The sequence below is a fragment of the Myxococcus hansupus genome (assembly GCF_000280925.3).
Taxonomy (GTDB): Bacteria; Myxococcota; Myxococcia; order Myxococcales; family Myxococcaceae; genus Myxococcus; species Myxococcus hansupus.
In genome coordinates this window covers 2,451,083-2,467,395 of record NZ_CP012109.1, presented here as the reverse complement: position 1 = coordinate 2,467,395, position 16,313 = coordinate 2,451,083, and the positions used below count along the sequence as shown (strand labels likewise).

Annotated in this window: 14 protein-coding genes; 11 read left to right on the top strand and 3 right to left on the bottom strand. The window is 68.6% G+C overall.

The window, feature by feature from the left end; genetic code table 11:
* Nucleotides 1–5: 5 nt before the first annotated feature.
* The 11 genes from tssA (at nt 6) to A176_RS10005 (ending at nt 12,911) form a co-directional block, all read left to right on the top strand.
* Nucleotides 6–1,958: a type VI secretion system protein TssA gene (gene tssA / locus A176_RS10055; RefSeq protein ID WP_002639861.1), complete on the top strand. Its 1,953-nt coding sequence runs from the start codon at nt 6–8 to the stop codon at nt 1,956–1,958.
* A gap of 82 nt (nt 1,959–2,040) precedes the next feature.
* The gene (gene tssB / locus A176_RS10050) at nt 2,041–2,535 is read left to right on the top strand and encodes a type VI secretion system contractile sheath small subunit (protein ID WP_002639860.1); all 495 of its coding nucleotides are present in this window, start codon (nt 2,041–2,043) and stop codon (nt 2,533–2,535) included.
* A gap of 25 nt (nt 2,536–2,560) precedes the next feature.
* Nucleotides 2,561–4,045: a type VI secretion system contractile sheath large subunit gene (tssC, locus tag A176_RS10045; RefSeq protein WP_002639859.1), complete on the top strand. Its 1,485-nt coding sequence runs from the start codon at nt 2,561–2,563 to the stop codon at nt 4,043–4,045.
* Nucleotides 4,046–4,164: 119 nt separating this feature from the next.
* Nucleotides 4,165–4,656 carry an Hcp family type VI secretion system effector gene (locus A176_RS10040; RefSeq protein ID WP_002639858.1) on the top strand — a complete coding sequence of 164 codons (492 nt, stop codon included), beginning with the start codon at nt 4,165–4,167 and terminating at the stop codon, nt 4,654–4,656.
* An 81-nt stretch (nt 4,657–4,737) separates the two neighbouring features.
* Nucleotides 4,738–5,133 (top strand): type VI secretion system baseplate subunit TssE, encoded by a 396-nt coding sequence (tssE, locus tag A176_RS10035; RefSeq protein WP_002639857.1) that lies wholly within the window; start codon nt 4,738–4,740, stop codon nt 5,131–5,133.
* Nucleotides 5,134–5,169: 36 nt separating this feature from the next.
* On the top strand, nt 5,170–6,921 hold the full coding sequence (tssF, locus tag A176_RS10030) for a type VI secretion system baseplate subunit TssF (RefSeq protein WP_002639856.1): 1,752 nt from the start codon (nt 5,170–5,172) through the stop codon (nt 6,919–6,921).
* Entirely contained in the window at nt 6,885–7,928 is a 1,044-nt protein-coding gene (tssG, locus tag A176_RS10025; protein ID WP_002639855.1) for a type VI secretion system baseplate subunit TssG, read from the top strand. Before tssF ends, tssG begins: the two co-directional genes overlap by 37 nt.
* Nucleotides 7,929–8,011: 83 nt before the next feature.
* Nucleotides 8,012–10,666 carry a type VI secretion system ATPase TssH gene (tssH, locus tag A176_RS10020; protein WP_044890889.1) on the top strand — a complete coding sequence of 885 codons (2,655 nt, stop codon included), beginning with the start codon at nt 8,012–8,014 and terminating at the stop codon, nt 10,664–10,666.
* Nucleotides 10,667–10,674: 8 nt separating this feature from the next.
* Nucleotides 10,675–11,778, top strand: coding sequence for a hypothetical protein (locus A176_RS10015; RefSeq protein ID WP_002639853.1), 1,104 nt, complete (start codon nt 10,675–10,677; stop codon nt 11,776–11,778).
* Nucleotides 11,779–11,930: 152 nt separating this feature from the next.
* On the top strand, nt 11,931–12,296 hold the full coding sequence (locus A176_RS10010) for an HPF/RaiA family ribosome-associated protein (RefSeq protein WP_002639852.1): 366 nt from the start codon (nt 11,931–11,933) through the stop codon (nt 12,294–12,296).
* Nucleotides 12,297–12,353: 57 nt separating this feature from the next.
* Nucleotides 12,354–12,911: a TlpA disulfide reductase family protein gene (locus A176_RS10005; RefSeq protein WP_044890879.1), complete on the top strand. Its 558-nt coding sequence runs from the start codon at nt 12,354–12,356 to the stop codon at nt 12,909–12,911.
* A 21-nt stretch (nt 12,912–12,932) separates the two neighbouring features.
* Here the strand turns inward: A176_RS10005 and A176_RS10000 are convergent, their stop codons facing one another.
* The 3 genes from A176_RS10000 to cysW form a co-directional block, all read right to left on the bottom strand.
* Complete coding sequence (locus tag A176_RS10000) at nt 12,933–14,297, bottom strand: glycoside hydrolase family 16 protein (protein WP_002639850.1); 1,365 nt, start codon at nt 14,295–14,297, stop codon at nt 12,933–12,935.
* Nucleotides 14,298–14,396: 99 nt separating this feature from the next.
* Nucleotides 14,397–15,464: a sulfate/molybdate ABC transporter ATP-binding protein gene (locus A176_RS09995; RefSeq protein ID WP_002639849.1), complete on the bottom strand. Its 1,068-nt coding sequence runs from the start codon at nt 15,462–15,464 to the stop codon at nt 14,397–14,399.
* Complete coding sequence (gene cysW, locus A176_RS09990) at nt 15,461–16,309, bottom strand: sulfate ABC transporter permease subunit CysW (protein WP_002639848.1); 849 nt, start codon at nt 16,307–16,309, stop codon at nt 15,461–15,463. The genes A176_RS09995 and cysW overlap by 4 nt, the downstream gene beginning before the upstream one ends.
* Between the last annotated feature and the right edge of the window lie 4 nt (nt 16,310–16,313).

Sequence of the window (16,313 nt, the reverse complement as noted above, 5' to 3'; positions counted from 1 at the left end):
CGCCTATGCCGCCGACCCTCGAACAGCTTCGCGAGCGTGCCCTCCCCTGGGTCGAGCCCGTGCCGGGTGCGTCACCCGCCGGCGTCCAGGCGAAGCACGAGTCCGCCTACGAGGCCGTCGCGTTGGAGGTGGCGAAGCTGGAGTCTCCCGCCAGCAAGGCGGTGCGCTGGGATGAGGTCGTCGAGGGCGCGAGCGACCTGCTCAAGCACACCACCAAGGACCTCTGGCTCGCCTCGTACATGGCCTATGGCCTGTATGTCACAAAAGGCGTGGACGGCGCGGCCACCGGCGCCACCGTGCTCGCCGAGGTCACCGAGCGCTACTGGCCAGACCTCTTCCCCGAGCTGAAGCGGCTGCGGGGCCGCGCCAACGCGGTGACCTGGTTCGTGGAACGCCTGGGCCGCATCCTGCCCACCGTCGAGCAGTCCTCGGTGAGCGCGGAGCCCCTGGACGCGCTCTCCGTCGCGTTGAAGCGGCTGTCCCAGCTCTCCCGCGAGCGCTTCTCGGACATGGGCCCCGCCTTCGGCCCCCTCCAGGACGCCATCGCCCGCCTCCGCGCGGGCCTGCCCGAGCCGGAGCCCGAGGTCCCCGCCGCCGCGCCCGACGAGCATCTCCAGACGGCCGGTGACGCAACATCCACCGCCGAGGACACGGCCGCCGCCGCGAGCGAAGCCGTGGCTTCGCGAGGCAAGGACAGCGATTCCGCATCGACGGAAGCCATTGCCCCGCAGGACACGGGCCGCGCCGAGGGCAAAGCCAACACCGAAAAGACTGGCGTCCCCAGCAAAGGCAACACGCCTCCGGCCAAAGCCAGTGCGCCCCAGGATAAAGCGGCGGCCCAAAGCAACACGGCCCAGGTCGGCGCCGCGAACAAAGGCAATGCAGCGCCCCCTGCGGGCAAAGCCAACACCGACGCCAAGGCCCCGGCCGCCACGCCGCAGCGCGCCACACCGCCTGTCGAAGTTCCGCCCCTGCCCGAGCTTCCCTCCGCACCGGACCTGTCCAACGCGGAGGCCGTGACAGCCTTCCTCCGCACCGTGGGCGGCGCGCTGCTGGACGGAGCCGGTGCGCTGCGCCGCGCCAGCGTGGAGGACCCGCTCTCCTACCGGCTCATCCGCATGGGGCTGTGGCTGCACCTGTCCCAGCCGCCCACCTCCAATGACGCCGGCAACACCGCGATTCCCCCGCTGCCCGAACCGCTGAGCGCCAAGCTGGAGGTCCTGGCGCAAAACCAGCGCTGGAGCGAGCTGCTCGACGAATCCGAAGCCGCCCTGTCGCGCCACCGCTTCGCGCTGACACTCCACCGTTACAGCGCCATGTCACTGGAAGGGCTCGGCGCGACGCATGCGGGGGCCCGCACCGCGTTGGTGCAGGAGTTGGGCATCCAGCTCCGCCGGATGGCCGGCGTGGAGACGCTGCGCTCCAACACCGGCTCTCCTCTCACGGACGATGCCACCCGCGACTGGCTGCGCGCCGAGGTCCTCCGCGCGGACGCGCCCGCCCCTGGCCCGGCGGCCGTGGCCTCCACCCCGCTGGCCCTGGCGCCCCTCTCCCTGGGCCCCGCGGGCCCTGTCGAAGCATCGGCGCTCGAAGCGGAAGCCCGCAGCTTGCTCGCGGAGGGCCGTGTCCACGAGGCTGTTACGCGGTTGCAGGTCGCGGTGGCCTCCGCCAGCACGGGACGGAATCGCTTCATCGCCCGATTGGAGCTGGCGCGGCTGTGTGCCAATGCGGGACACTTGCCACTCGCGCGCGCCGTCTTCGACGCGCTGGACGAAGAGGTCACTGCTCATTCGCTGGACACCTGGGAGCCGGTGTTGGCCGCCGCGTGTCTGGAAGGATGGTTGCAGACGCGAACCGTCACGGAAAAGGAATCCGGACCGGTGGCAGTGAAATTTCGAAACCGGTATCGTCGTCTAGCGTTGTTGGACTCTTCCGCCACGCTGCGCGTCGGCGCTTGAAGAACCCCGGTCGTACCGCGGCGAAGCTCTCTCCCATGCGACGCCCGCGTCTTCTACGCAGTTCTCAAGGAGAAAGCCGCAGATGAGCAAAGAGAGTTCCGTCGCCCCAACCGAGCGCGTCAACATCGTCTACAAGCCCGCCACCGGCAACTCCCAGGAGCAGGTGGAGCTGCCTTTGAAGGTGCTGATGCTGGGCGACTTCACGGGCCAGGAAGACACGCGTCCGCTGGAGCAGCGGGCCCCCATCAACGTGGACAAGGGCAACTTCAACGAGGTCATGTCCCAGCAGAACCTCAAGGTCACCCTGACGGCCGCCGACAAGCTCTCCGCGGACGCGGGCGCGACCATGAACGTCTCGCTCCAGTTCAAGAACCTGAATGACTTTTCGCCCGAGAGCGTCGTCAATCAGGTGCCGGAGCTGAAGAAGCTGCTCGAGCTGCGCAGCGCGCTCAACGCCCTCAAGGGCCCCCTGGGCAACCTGCCGGCGTTCCGCAAGAAGCTCCAGGCGCTGCTCGCCGACGAGGAAGGCCGCAAGGCGCTCATCAAGGAACTGGGTCTGACCGAAGAGACCAAGTAGCCCTTTCCGGGGGAACCGAATCACCATGGCCAACGAGACCCAGACCCAGAAGTCCACGGGCGTCGCCAATGACGCCTCACTGTCCCTGCTCGACGAAATCCTGTCCGAGGCCAAGCTGAAGCCGAAGGACGAGGGCTACGACGTCGCCAAGCGGGGCGTGCAAGCCTTCATCGCCGAGATGCTGGCGCCCAACCGCGCCGAGGAGCGCGTGGACAAGGCGCTCGTCGACGCGATGATCGCCGAAATCGACAAGCGCCTGTCCTCACAGGTCAACGAAATCCTCCACGCGCCCGAGTTCCAGAAGCTGGAGTCGTCGTGGCGTTCGCTGAAGTTCCTGGTGGACCGCACCGACTTCCGCGAGAACGTCCGCGTGGAGATGCTGAACGCCTCCAAGGAAGACCTCCAGAAGGACTTCGAGGACGCGCCCGAGGTCACCAAGAGCGGCCTGTACAAGCTCGTGTACTCCAACGAGTACGGCGTCTTCGGCGGCAAGCCCTACGGCGTCATCTCCGCCAACTACGACTTCAACGTGGGCCCGCAGGACATGGAGCTGCTGCGCAAGTGCGCTTCCGTGGCCTCCATGGCGCACGCGCCCTTCATTGGCAACGCGTCTCCGGAAGTCTTCGGCGAGCAGAGCTTCCTCAAGCTGCCGGACCTCAAGGACCTCAAGTCGCTCTTCGAGGGGCCGCAGTACGCCCGGTGGCACTCGTTCCGCGAGAGCGAGGACGCGCGCTACGTGGGCCTGGCGCTGCCGCGCTTCCTGCTCCGCCTGCCCTACGGTGAGAAGACGATTCCGGTGAAGGCCTTCAACTTCACCGAGGACATCGTGGGTCACCACGAGCGCTACCTGTGGGGTCACGCCTCCGTGGCGATGACGAGCCGCGTGGTGGACTCGTTCGCCAAGTTCCGCTGGGGCCCGAACATCATTGGTCCCCAGTCCGGTGGCGCGGTGGAGAACCTGCCGCTGCACCAGTACGAGGCCATGGGGGAAATCCAGACCAAGATTCCCACCGAAATCATGCTCACCGAGCGGCGCGAGTTCGAGCTCTCCGAAGAGGGCTTCATCGGGCTCGTCTTCCGCAAGGACTCGGACAACGCGGCCTTCTTCAGCGCCAACTCCACGCAGAAGCCCAAGTTCTTCGGCAACACGCCCGAGGGCAAGGCGGCGGAGACCAACTACCGCCTGGGCACGCAGCTTCCCTACATGTTCATCATGACGCGCCTGGCGCACTACATCAAAGTGCTGCAGCGCGAGCAGATTGGAAGCTGGAAGGAGAAGGCCGACCTGGAGCGTGAGCTGAACCAGTGGCTCAGCCAGTACGTCTCCGACATGGACGACCCCGCGCCCGCCGTCCGCTCACGCCGTCCGCTGCGCGCCGCGCGCGTGGTGGTGGAGGACGTGGAGGGTCAGCCGGGTTGGTACCGCTGCGGTCTGCAGGTGCGCCCCCACTTCAAGTACATGGGCGCTTCGTTCACCCTGTCCCTCGTCGGTAAGTTGGACAAGGAGTAGAGCCCGTTTCACCCAGCGTCGGTCATTTCAGCTAGTTTAGGGGCTCCAACAAGCCCAGGCTCACGGTGAGCCTGGGTCCATCAACGCGCCAACGCGCGCAACGCGAAGAGGTTGAAGTCATGGCTGAATCAGTACACCTGTACCTGAAGGCGAACGGGACGGACATCAAGGGCGACAGCACGCAGACCAGCCTGGGACGCGCGGACTCCATCGAGTGCGTGTCGTACAGCCAGAAGGTTTTCACCGCTCGCGAGTCCGGCTCCGGTCTGGCGACGGGCCGCCGCCAGTACGAGGGCATCGAAATCACCAAGCGCATCGACAAGTCGTCGCCGCTGCTGATGAAGGCCCTCTGCGAGAACCAGGTCATCGACGCGACCTTCAAGTTCTTCCGCCCGAACCCCACGGGCGACGGCACCACCGAGCAGTTCTACACGGTGGAAATCAAGAAGGCGCGCATCAACGCCATCCAGCAGACGGTGCCGAACGCCTTCGTCCCGGCGAGCAGCAACTCGCCCCCGCTGGAGAACATCAGCATCGTGTTCCACTCCATCTCCTGGACCATCACCCAGGGCGGCGTCACGCACCTGGACACCTGGGACGCCCAGCGTTGATGTTCTTCCCTCCACCGGCCGTCCGTGCAGTTGGCAACGCGGGCGGCCGGCGGTGGGGTACCCTGCTGCTGACGAGACTCCATGGGCACCCGAGGGCTGCTGTCGCGCATCGCTGAAGGCAACGGCTCGCTCGCCCCGTCTGGCGACGTCGTCGAATCCATCGCCGAGCACCTGCGCAGTCTGCTCAACACGCGCAGAGGGGAGTCCGTGGCGTCGCCGGGCTACGGAATCCTGGACCTGAATGACATCGTCCATTCGTACCCGGCGGCCATTCCTCGGATGACGCAGTCCATCCGGACGGCCATCCAGGATTTCGAGCCGCGATTGAAGAGCGTGGTGGTGACGCACAGCGAGGACACCGTCGACCCGACGGCGCTGCGCTTCGACATCACCGCCCAACTGGCGACCCGGGATCGCAAGGGACTGGTACGGTTCCACACCCAGGTGCATCCGGGTGGTCGCGTGGACCTGTGGTGAGCGCTTGAATCCAGGGGTGCGTGGCGGAGGGCGAGGATGTTCAGCAAGTACTACCTGAGTGAGTTGTCGTACCTGCGGGAGATGGGGCGGGCCTTCGGGTTGGCCAACCCCTCCGTCGCGGGCCTGTTGGTGGAGCGCGGCGCGGACCCGGACGTGGAGCGGCTGCTGGAGGGCTTCGCGTTCCTCGCGGCCCGCATCCGCGAACGGGTGGACGACGACGTCCCGGAGCTGGTGCACGGGCTCACGGAGCTGCTGCTGCCGCACTACCTGCGCCCGCTGCCGGCCTCCACCATCGTCGAGTTCACCCCCCACCTGCGCGCGCTGCGCGGCCGCTCGCGGCTGGCCGCCGGGGCGGAGGTGGCCTCGCAGCCCATTGACGGCACCTCCTGCGTCTTCCGCACCACCACGGACGTGGACCTGCTGCCCGTGCAGCTCACCGACGCGCTGCTGGACCGCTCCTCGCTCACGTCGCCGGTGCTGCGGCTGTACTTCCAGACGACCGAACAGGGCCGCGCGGAGGTCTTTCGCGAGCAGGGCCTGCGCCTGTTCATCCACACCGAGATGTCCGCCGCGTCCGTCGTCCTGCTGTGGCTGCTGCGCTACTGCCGCCAGGTGCGCGTGCGCGGCGTGGCGGCCCAGGGTGACGGCATCAAGCTGCCGGCGAACGCCCTCCATCCGGTGGGCTTCGACCGGGACTTCAAGCTGCTGCCCTGGCCGCGCGCCAGCGAGGGCTACCGGCACCTCCAGGAGTACCTGACGCTGCCGGAGAAGTTCCTGTTCTTCGAGGTGCGAGGACTGGACGCCGCCGCGGGGCTGAAGGAGGACCGCTTCGAGATTTCCTTCCACCTGGAGCGCCCGCCACCCCTGGACGCGCGCATCCACCGGGAGATGTTCCGACTCCACTGCGCGCCGGCGGTGAATCTCTTCAGCGTGCCGGCCGACCCCGTCCTCCACCACACGCTGGACGGAGAGCACCTGCTGCGCGCGTCCGACCTGCCGCCCAACCACGCGGAAATCTACTCGGTGGACTCCGTCACGGGCCTCAAGGCGGGGCGCAACGAGCGGCGCGTGTACCGGCCCTTCCACGAGTTCACCCACACCGCGGGTGGCGCCGCGGAGCAGGCCTTCTTCCGGTTGCGCCGGGCGACCTCGCCGCTGGACGAAGGCATCGACACGTACATCGCCCTGGAGACCCCGCGAAACGTCGTCCCGGACTTGAACTCCGAGGAGGCGCTCTCCATGGACCTGACGTGCACCAACCGCTCGCTGCCCTCGCGGCTGCAGGTGGGTGACCTCGTCGTCTCCACGTCCGCCAGCCCTACGCAGGCGAAGTTCAAGAACATCTCGCCGGTGAGCCGCCCGGCGCGCGCGCCCCTGGGCTCGGAGCTCCACTGGCGCCTGCTCTCGCATCTGGCCATCAACCAGCACTCGCTGGCGGACGCGGCGGCGCTGCGGCGACTGATGGACCTGTACAACTTCCACTCGCTCACCGACAACCTGTCCGCGCGCGCCAGCCGCCTGCGCATCAACTCCATCCGCGCGGTGGAGACGAAGCCGGTGACGCGCTTCCTGGAGGGCGCGCCGCTGCGAGGCCACCGCACGAGGGTGGACCTGGACGAGGAGAACTTCATGGGCGTGGGCGACTCGTTCCTCTTCGGCTGCGTGCTGGAGGAGCTGCTCGCGTCCCACGTCACCATCAACTCCTTCAACGAGCTGAGCATCCGGCTTCACCCCTCGCAGACGGAGTTCGCGTGGCTTCCGAGGAACGGCTCCCAGACGCTTTTGTAGAAGCGGCCCGGCGACTGACCGAGGTTGCGCCCCAGGTGGGCTTCTTCCCCCTGGTGGCCTTCCTGGAGCGGCTGACGTCGGAGGCGACGCGCGTGGGCGGGGCGGGCCCCGTCAACGAGGAGATGATCCGCTTCCGGCACGACCCGTCCCTGGGGTTCTCCTCGGGCGACCTGAGCGCGGTGTCGCTGCACTCGGTGCCAGTCCGGGCGGAGGACCCGTACTCGAAGCGGCCCCTGTTCGAGGTGGTGACGCGCTTCCTGGGCCTGACGGGCTCGGTGAGTCCCCTCCCGCACTACCTGGCGGAGGAAGTGGCGCAGGAGGACCCGGACCACCCCGCGCGGCGTGAGTTCCTGGACCTCTTCCACCACCGCCTGCTGTCACTGCTGTACCGCATCGAGTCGAAGTACCGCGTCTCCAGCGAGACGGACACGTCGTTCTCGGACCAGTGGTCCCGGCGACTGCTCGCGCTGGGCGGCTTCGACACCTACGAGAAGGCGCTGGACGGCACCCTGCCGACCTGGCGGCTGCTGCGCATTGCCCCGCTGCTGGCCAGCCGGGCGAGGACCTCCGAGCAGTTGGAGGTCGCGCTCGAGGACGTGCTGGGCGAGGACCTGGAGGGCGCGCGCGTCTCGGTGCGGCAGTTCGTGGGCCGCTGGGTGGACATCGACGCGCGGGCGCGGCTGGGCCACTCCAACCACCAACTGGGTCGCAACATGCTGCTGGGGGGCAAGGCCTTCGACCGGACGGGGAAGATTCAAATCCACATCCGGCCCCTGCCACCACGCGCCTACAAGCGGCTGATGCAGGAGGGGGACCTCTTGCCGCTGGTGCGGGAGGTGGTGGCCCTCTTCGTGAGGGACCCCCTGGAGTACGATTTGGAGCTGGGGCTCACCGAGGGCGTGCAGCACCAGTTCCGGCTGTCGACCCAGGAGCCCAGTCAGTTGGGGCGCGATACGTGGCTGGGCCAGAGTCAGCAGACCCAGTTGAGCGTCCCCGGGGTGAAATGAGCCGATAGAGCAAGCGGGCGCGGGCCGCGGGGATTTACGCCGCCAGGGGGCGCTCGATATACCGTCCACCATCGTTGTCACTTCTGGGGGCTCCCATTCGCGTCGATCCGAAAGCGCTCGTCCGTCGCCTGACGCCCACCTCTACCCGTCTGCTCGAGGCCGCCGTGGCCCGGGCCAGCGCGGGACGGTTCTACGAAATCGTCCCGGAGCACCTGCTGGCGCAGATGCTCGAGCCTGAGGACTCCGACGTCGCGCGCATCCTGCAGCAGTTCGGCGTGGACCGCCGCCACGTGCTGGCCAGCATGGAGCGCGCGCTCCAGGGCCTGCGCGCCGGCAGCTCCGGCCGGCCCGTCTTCTCCGAGACGCTGTTCCAGTGGTTCGAGGAGGCGTGGCTCCTGGCCTCCGTGGAGCAAGGCGCCACCCGGCTGCGCTCCGGCCTGCTGTTCGCCCAGTTCGTCAGCCGCCGCGCGCGCTACACCGCCGAGCTGTTCCCGGAGCTGGACGCCATCAGCCGCGATGAGCTGATGAGCTCGCTGGACGTGGTGCTGCGGCCCTCGCCGGAGAACGTCGAGGTCGCCTCCGCGGACGCCGCCGCCAGCGGCGCGGCGGGCGGCGCCGCCAGCGCGGGAGGCCGGGGAGACGAGGCCCTCAAGCGCTTCGCCACGTCCTTCACGGGCCGCGTGCGCGAGGGGAAGATCGACCCCATCTTCGGCCGGCACCGCGAAATCCGGCAGATGGTGGACATCCTCTCCCGCCGCCGGAAGAACAACCCCATCCTGGTGGGCGAGCCCGGCGTGGGCAAGACGGCGCTGGTGGAGGGCCTGGCCTGGGCCATTGTCCGAGGCGAGGTGCCCGACGCGCTGAAGAACGTGGAGCTGCTCGGGCTGGACCTGGGCCTGCTCCAGGCGGGCGCGGGCGTGCGCGGCGAGTTCGAGAACCGGCTCAAGGCCGTCATCGCGGAAGTGAAGGCCTCGCCCACGCCCATCATCCTGTTCATCGACGAGGCGCACACCATCATCGGCGCGGGCGGCTCGCAGGGCGGGACGGATGCGTCCAACCTGCTCAAGCCGGCGCTGGCGCGCGGTGAGCTGCGCACGCTCGCGGCCACCACCTGGGCCGAGTACAAGAAGTACTTCGAGAAGGACGCCGCGCTGGAGCGGCGCTTCCAGCCGGTGAAGGTGGAGGAGCCCAGCGTGGAGGACGCGGAGCTGATGCTGCGCGGCCTGCGGCCCACGTACGAAGCGGCCCACGACGTCATCATCCGCGACGAGGCCGTCACCGCGGCGGTGCGTCTGTCCAGCCGGTACATCTCCGGTCGGCAGTTGCCGGACAAGGCGGTGGACCTGCTCGACACGTCCGCGGCCCGCGTGAAGATTGAGCTGTCCACGCGCCCCGAGGAGCTGGTGCAGTTGGACCAGGAGATTTCAGCGCTGGAGCGTGAGCGGGATGCGCGCAAGCGCGACCTCGCCGAGGGCACCGGAGACGCGGACGCGCAGGACGAGCTGCAAGCCGCCGAGGAGAAGCTCCTCGCCACGGTGGACGCACGCGCCGCGCTGCACGCGCGCTGGGAGAACGAGCGCGCCGCGGTGGCCGCGTTGATGGCGGCCCGCAAGGCGCTGCGCGAGGCGCCCGCGGACACGGACATCGCGCCCCTGAAGGCGACGGTGGACGAGGCCACGGCGAAGCTGGCCAGCGCGCGCGGCGAGGTGCCGCTGGTGCACGCGGACGTGGACGCGGACATCGTCGCGCGGGTGGTGGCGGGCTGGACGGGCGTGCCCGTGGGGAAGATGCGCAGCGACATGCTGGAGTCGGTGCTCCACCTGGAGGACAAGCTCCGGGGCCGCGTGCGAGGCCAGGAGGCGGCGCTCAAGAAGGTGGCGGAGATCATCCGCATCTCCCAGGCGGGCATCCGCAACCCGGACACGCCGATTGGCGTCATGCTCTTCGTGGGCCCCAGCGGCGTGGGCAAGACGGAGACGGCGCTGGCGCTGGCGGACGCGCTCTACGGCGGCGAGCGCTTCATGACCACGCTCAACATGAGCGAGTTCCAGGAGAAGCACACGGTGAGCCGGCTCATCGGTTCGCCGCCGGGGTACGTGGGCTACGGCGAGGGTGGCCTGCTGACGGAGGCGGTGCGCCAGCGCCCCTACTCCGTCGTGCTGCTGGACGAGTGCGAGAAGGCCGACCTGGAGGTGATGAACCTCTTCTACCAGGTGTTCGACAAGGGCTCGCTGACGGACGGCGAGGGCCGCGCGGTGGACTTCAAGAACACCGTGCTCATCCTCACCAGCAACCTGGCCTCGGACCTGGTGATGCGCATGTTCGAGGACGGCGCGCAGCCCACCTCCGACGAGGTGCTGTCGGTGATTCGCCCCGCGCTCAGCCAGCACTTCAAGCCGGCGCTGCTGGCGCGCATGACGGTGGTCCCCTTCGGCCCGGTGCAGCGCGACGTGATGCGGCAGATCGCCGAGATGAAGCTGACCAAGCTGGTGGGCCGGCTGCGCGACGCGCACAACGTGGAGACGACGCTGGCGCCGGAGCTGCTGGACGAGCTCGCGCGCCGCTGCACGGAGTCGGAGATGGGCGCGCGCAACATGGAGCAGATTCTCCAGGGCTCGCTGATGCCCGCGCTGTCCCGCGAGTTGTTGCAGCACCTGGTGGGCGGCTCGGTGCCTCCGAAGCTGCACGTGGCCCTGACCGAGGAAGGCGACTGGGACCTGCGCTTCACCCAGGCCTGAGAAAACCCATGAAACGAACGCTTCAGGTCTCCGCCGTCGCGCTGTCCCTGCTGTCCGGCTGCGCCACCGTGCAAAAGCCGGCGATGTGCTTCGCCGAGGCGGGCCCCAACGCGCGCTCCTTCCCCACGCCGGACATCTGGTTCTCACTGATGCTGCACGGCTACGACAAGGACACCAGCGCCAACCCGCGTCCCTCCGTGGACTGCGCTGGCGCCCCCGTGTGGTGGCAGGACCCGGCCGCGGACGAGTGCGTGGAGGCGGGGCCGGACTCGCAGCCGCTGCCGCCCGCGGAGAAGCTCTCCGAGGAGGACCTCGTCCTGGAGACGCTCCAGGCCGGCCAGCGGCTGGTCTGGGTGCAGACGCGCCGCTTCACCAACGGCGAGGCCCTGGGCCCGGTGGCGCTGGTGGAGACCAACGAGCAGGGCTTCCGGGTGGAGGCCCTGGGCTCGCTGCGCGCCATGGCGAAGAACACCAAGCTGCGCCTGGAGAAGGTGAAGGGCACGCAAATCCTCGTCGCGGAAGGCGACGCGTGCACCACCGGTGACGAAGAGGTCTGCCGCCGGCACGCGCGCATCATGCCGCTGCGCACCAACCGCTTCTTCAGCGAGTCCGTGTCCAACGCGAACCGCGCGTGCCTGGGCGCCGCCTGGTTCCCGCTGTCCCGGGAGCTGACCTTCCAGTTGCCCAACGGCCTGCGCCGCAAGTTCGAGCTGACGTCCACCCTCACCTTCGCCGAGGACGGCATCAGCGTGCAGGAGCAGGTGCAGGTGAGTGACTCCGACCCGGCGCAGCCGGACGTGGCCCCGCGCCTCTACCGCCGCGCCCAGGACACGCGAGCGTTGGAGCTGGCGAACAACGCCCTGGTGGGCAACAAGGCGTCACTGTGGTCGCGCATGGTGGAGCAGCAGGTGCGCATTGGCGCCACCGCGGTGCCAGAGGCGCCCATCTGGGCCATGCCCCCGAAGAAGGCGCCCCTGCAGCCCTCGGAGGCCTCGACGGCCAGCAAGACCCCGGCCCCTGCCCCCGCTCCGGCGGGCACCACCAGCACGCCCGCGAAGCCGGCGGCGGCCAAGAAGCCAGGGTCCACCACCGCGACGCCCAGCGGCCCGTAATCGCCTCCGCGCCATGCTGGCGCTTCCTGGCCCCCGTGACTCTTCGGTTTTCTGAAGCGCCCACGGGGGCTTTTCCTATTTGCGGCAAATGCGTCACGACGACAGAGATAGTGGGGAGGGCCCATGGTGGGCCCCCGGAAGGAGCGTCGTGGATGCGCGTCGAAATCCGAGCCCGGAACATCCCCCTCACGGAGACCCTTCGAACCTACACCGAGCGCCGCGTGCGCTTCGCCCTGGACCGGCTGTCGGACAGGGTGAAGGACGTCGTGGTGCGCTTGGAGGACGCCAACGGCCCCAAGGGCGGCGTGGACCAGGTGTGCCGCGTGGCGCTGCGCCTGGAGCACGGGCGGGAGCTGGCCATCGAGTCCGCGGATGCGAATCTGCTGGCGGCCATCGACCGGACGCTGGAGCGCGCCAGCAACGCCGTCACCCGCGCGGTCGGCCGCGCGCAGCGCCAGGTCAGCACCCGGGTGCGTGACGCGGCGTGGCAGCCCGATGAGGCCGCCACCCTGACATGATGTGACGCGGGCCCGGCCGTCTCCTTCGGGCGGCCGGGGTCCGCCCCCAGCAGGAGGATGCACATGCAGGGCAGTCCCGGCGCACTCGCGCGCCTGAAGTCCGCCTGGGCCCGCGCCCGGACCCGGTGGTGGGTGCGCTGGGGAGTGGACCTGGTGGTGTTCGCCCTGCTCTTCACCGCGGTGGCCGCGTGGCAGGCCCGGAACCTCCCCGGTGGAGGAACGCCCGCCCCCGACTTCACGCTCACCACGCTGTCCGGCGACACCGTGCGTTTGGAGGCGCTGCGAGGCAAGCCGGTGGTGGTGGCATTCTGGGCCCCCTGGTGCGGCGTCTGCGGGATGGAGTCCTCCAACCTCTCCCAACTGCGAAAGCTCGCGGGGGACTCCGCTCACGTGGTGTCCATCGCCGTGGCCTATGAGGACGAAGAGGCCGTGCGCGGCTTCGTCCAGAAGCACGGCGTGGACTATCCGGTGCTGCTCGGTGACGACGCCATCCAGGCCGCGTGGCGCGTGAACAGCTTCCCCACCGTGTTCTTCGTCAACGCGGAGGGCCGCGTGGAGCGGGCCGCGGTGGGCTACACCACCCTCGCCGGACTGGGCTGGCGATTGATGTTGTAGCCCCCGGGCCGCGTGCCCTGACTAGAGGCGGATGAGCTCCACGTCATCCATGTGGATGAAGTTCGCCGAGTTGCCCGACGTGGCGCGCGTGTGGAAGCCGAGTTCCAGGTTGCCGCCCGTCACGGAGATGGTCGGAGTCTCCACCAGCGTGTAGCTGCCGTAGTTGCCCAGGTTGGTGAAGACCGGCGCGCACTCGCCGCACGTCTTCGCCTGGAGGCGCGCGATGTCGTAGTTGCCGCTCTTCCGCACCCAGGCACGGACCCGGTAGTTGCCCGACGGCAGGCCGGACTTCGCCTGGTACGTCCACACCTCGAAGGGCGTGTTGTTGGTCCAGTGCGTCAGGTGGTGAGGGCCGGTGCGCCCCCCGTTGTGCGTCTCGCTGAAGGCCGCAGCCGCGGTGCCGTTGGGGCTCCAGTTGGCCCAGCCCGTCATCCCGCTCTCGAAGCTGGGATTGGTGAGCGCCGTGGGCGTCGTGGTGCCGCCCTGCTCGTACCAGCGCACCCACTCCACCTCCATGGTCTTCGTCTGGCCCGCGGGCAGTTGGATCGCGCTCGCCGGAGGATCGCCGTACCAGTTCCCGCCCAGCGCGAGATTGAGGATGATGTAGTGGTTCTGCTGGAAGGCCGGCTCGTTGTGGTTGAAGACGTTCCCCTGAATCTGTCCGTCCAGCCGGAAGATCATCTGGTTCGCGGTCCACTCGACTTCATACGTGTGGAACCCGTCCGCGATGCTGTAGCCACGGTTCGCGCCCGTGCCCCAGCTCCGCTGTCCGTTATTGAAATAGTGCGTGGCGGACTTCATCCACGTGGGCTCGTTGGAGTGCCACTCCAGGATGTCGATTTCACCGCTCCGCGGCCACCCGACGTTGGAGATGTTCGCGCCCAGCGTCCAGAACGCGGGCCACATGCCGTAGCCGGAAGGCACCTTGATGCTCGCCACAATCTTGCCGTAGCGCCGCTCCACCTTGCCCTTGGAGTGGATTCGACCCGAATAGAACGAGCGTGGCCCGAAGCCCGTGCAGCGCGAGTCCATGGGCCGTTCATCCGTCCGCTGCGCGGTGAGGATGAGCTTGCCACCCGACACGGTGACGTTCTGCGCGCGCGGATACTCCAGCTCGCCCGTGCCGAAGTTGCAGTTGGTGGTGACGGGGTCCCAGTTGCTCGTCAGCACCGTCCAGTGGCTGGAATTGAGGCTGGTGCCCGTGAAGTCGTCCTGCCATGCCAGCCGCCAGCCCGAGCCTGGGTCATACGCCCGCTCACCTTGCTCCTGGCTCACCAGGGGAAGGGCATCGGCCTCGTCCAGGTCCGACTCGGGAGAACAACCACCGAGCATCGCCAGGCTGCTCGCGGCCAACACCATCGAACGCAACGCATGTCGTCTGTGCATGTCTCACTCCAGGGGGAGGGGGATTCCCCTGGACATATCCGGCCTCCCAAGCCGCACAAACGGATTTAACTGGAATATTAGTTTTTCAAGACAGTCAAACTAGATGGAGTAGTCCCCTACGAAGACGGTGGCGCTCCGGACGTCGGCGCGAACCGAGTCACCTTCGACCACGCCCAGCGCATCGAACTCCGAGCGAGGCACCTCCACCGTGACTTCGTCTCCGGTGGGCAGCCGCAAGAACACCTTCACATAGCCGCCCACGGATTTGAGGCGCTCCACCCGCCCCAGCGCCGTGGACGCGCTCGCCGCGTCCGCGAGCGAGCGGGCCAGCTTGATGTCATGCGGCCGGACGAAGGCCTGCACCGACTCACCTTCACGCGCGGCGACCGGGGCCTCCACGGACAGCGCCCCCATGGCCGCCCTGCCCGCCTGGACATGGCCGCGCAGCACGCTGGCCCCGCCAATGAAGGACGCCACGAAGGGGGACGCGGGCCGGTCATACACCTCCGCCGGCGAGCCGGCCTGCGCCACCCGACCTTCGCGCATCACCACCACGTGCTGCGAAATCTCCAGGGCTTCCTGCTGGTCATGCGTCACCAGGAGCGTCGTCAGCCGCGTCCGCTCGTGCAGGGCGTGCAACCACTCACGCAGCTCCTCGCGAACGCGCGTGTCCAAGGCCCCGAAGGGCTCGTCCAGCAGCAGCACCCGGGGACGGATGGCCAGGGCCCGAGCGAAGGCCACCCGCTGGCGCTGTCCTCCGGAAAGCTGCCCGGGGTAACGGCCGCCCAGGTGCTCCAACTGCACCATGCGGAGCATCTCCTCCACCCGGGCCTCGCGCTCCGCTTTGGGCACGCGCTGAATCTCCAGGCCGAAGGCCACGTTCTGCCGCACCGTCATGTGCTTGAAGAGGGCGTAGCTCTGGAAGACGACGCCCACGCCGCGCCGCTGCACCGGCATCGTCGTGCAGTCCACGCCGTCGATGAGGACGCGGCCTTCGTCGGGAATCTCCAGCCCCGCGATGAGGCGGAGCAGCGTGGACTTGCCCGCGCCCGAAGGCCCGAGCAGCGAGGTGATGGCGCCCGCGGGTGCCTGGAAGGACACCTCGGAGACAGCGGGACTGCCATCTGGACTGAACCGGCGGGCGAGCTGCTCGACGACGATGCTCATGACGGCTGACTCCTCCACTCCACGAACTTCTTCACCACCAACGTCACGAGCGCGAGCAGCGTCAGCAGCGACGCCACGGCGAAGGCCCCCGCCAGGTCGTACTCGTTGTAGAGAATCTCCGCGTGCAGCGGCAGCGTGGTCGTCACGCCGCGCACGTGGCCGGACACGACCGACACGGCGCCGAACTCGCCCATCGCGCGTGCGTTGCAGAGGATGACGCCGTAGAGCACGCCCCACTTCACCTTGGGCAACGTCACGCGCCAGAAGGTCCGCCAACCGCTCGCGCCCAACGTCAGCGCCGCCTCTTCCTCGTCGCTGCCTTGCGCCTCCATCACCGGCAGGACTTCCCGCACGACGTAGGGGAAGGTGACGAACACGGTGGCCAGGACGATGCCGGGCACGGCGAAGATGACGCGCACGTCGTGGTCCAACAGCCAGGGCCCGAACCACCCCTGACGGCCGAAGAGCAGCACGAAGATGAGCCCCGCGATGACGGGCGACACGCTGAAGGGCAAATCGATGAGCGTCAGCAGGACCGAGCGCCCTCGGAACCGGTACCGCGCGATGAGCCACGCGGCGGACAATCCGAAGACGAGGTTGAGCGGCACCGCGATGGCCGCCGCCAACAACGTCAGTCGCATGGCCGCCAAGGCGGCGGGTCGAACCAGAGAAGCCCCATAGGCCTCCCAGCCCTTCTGGAAGGCGAAGGTGAAGACAGCCACCAGCGGGATGACGAGGAACACGCCGAGCAGCAACAGCGTCGCGCCAATGAGGCCCCAGCGGACGAAGACCGGGCCTTGAAGACCGTGCGCCCGCCGGCGCAGGACGAAAGAGGAGGAAGGCACGGCG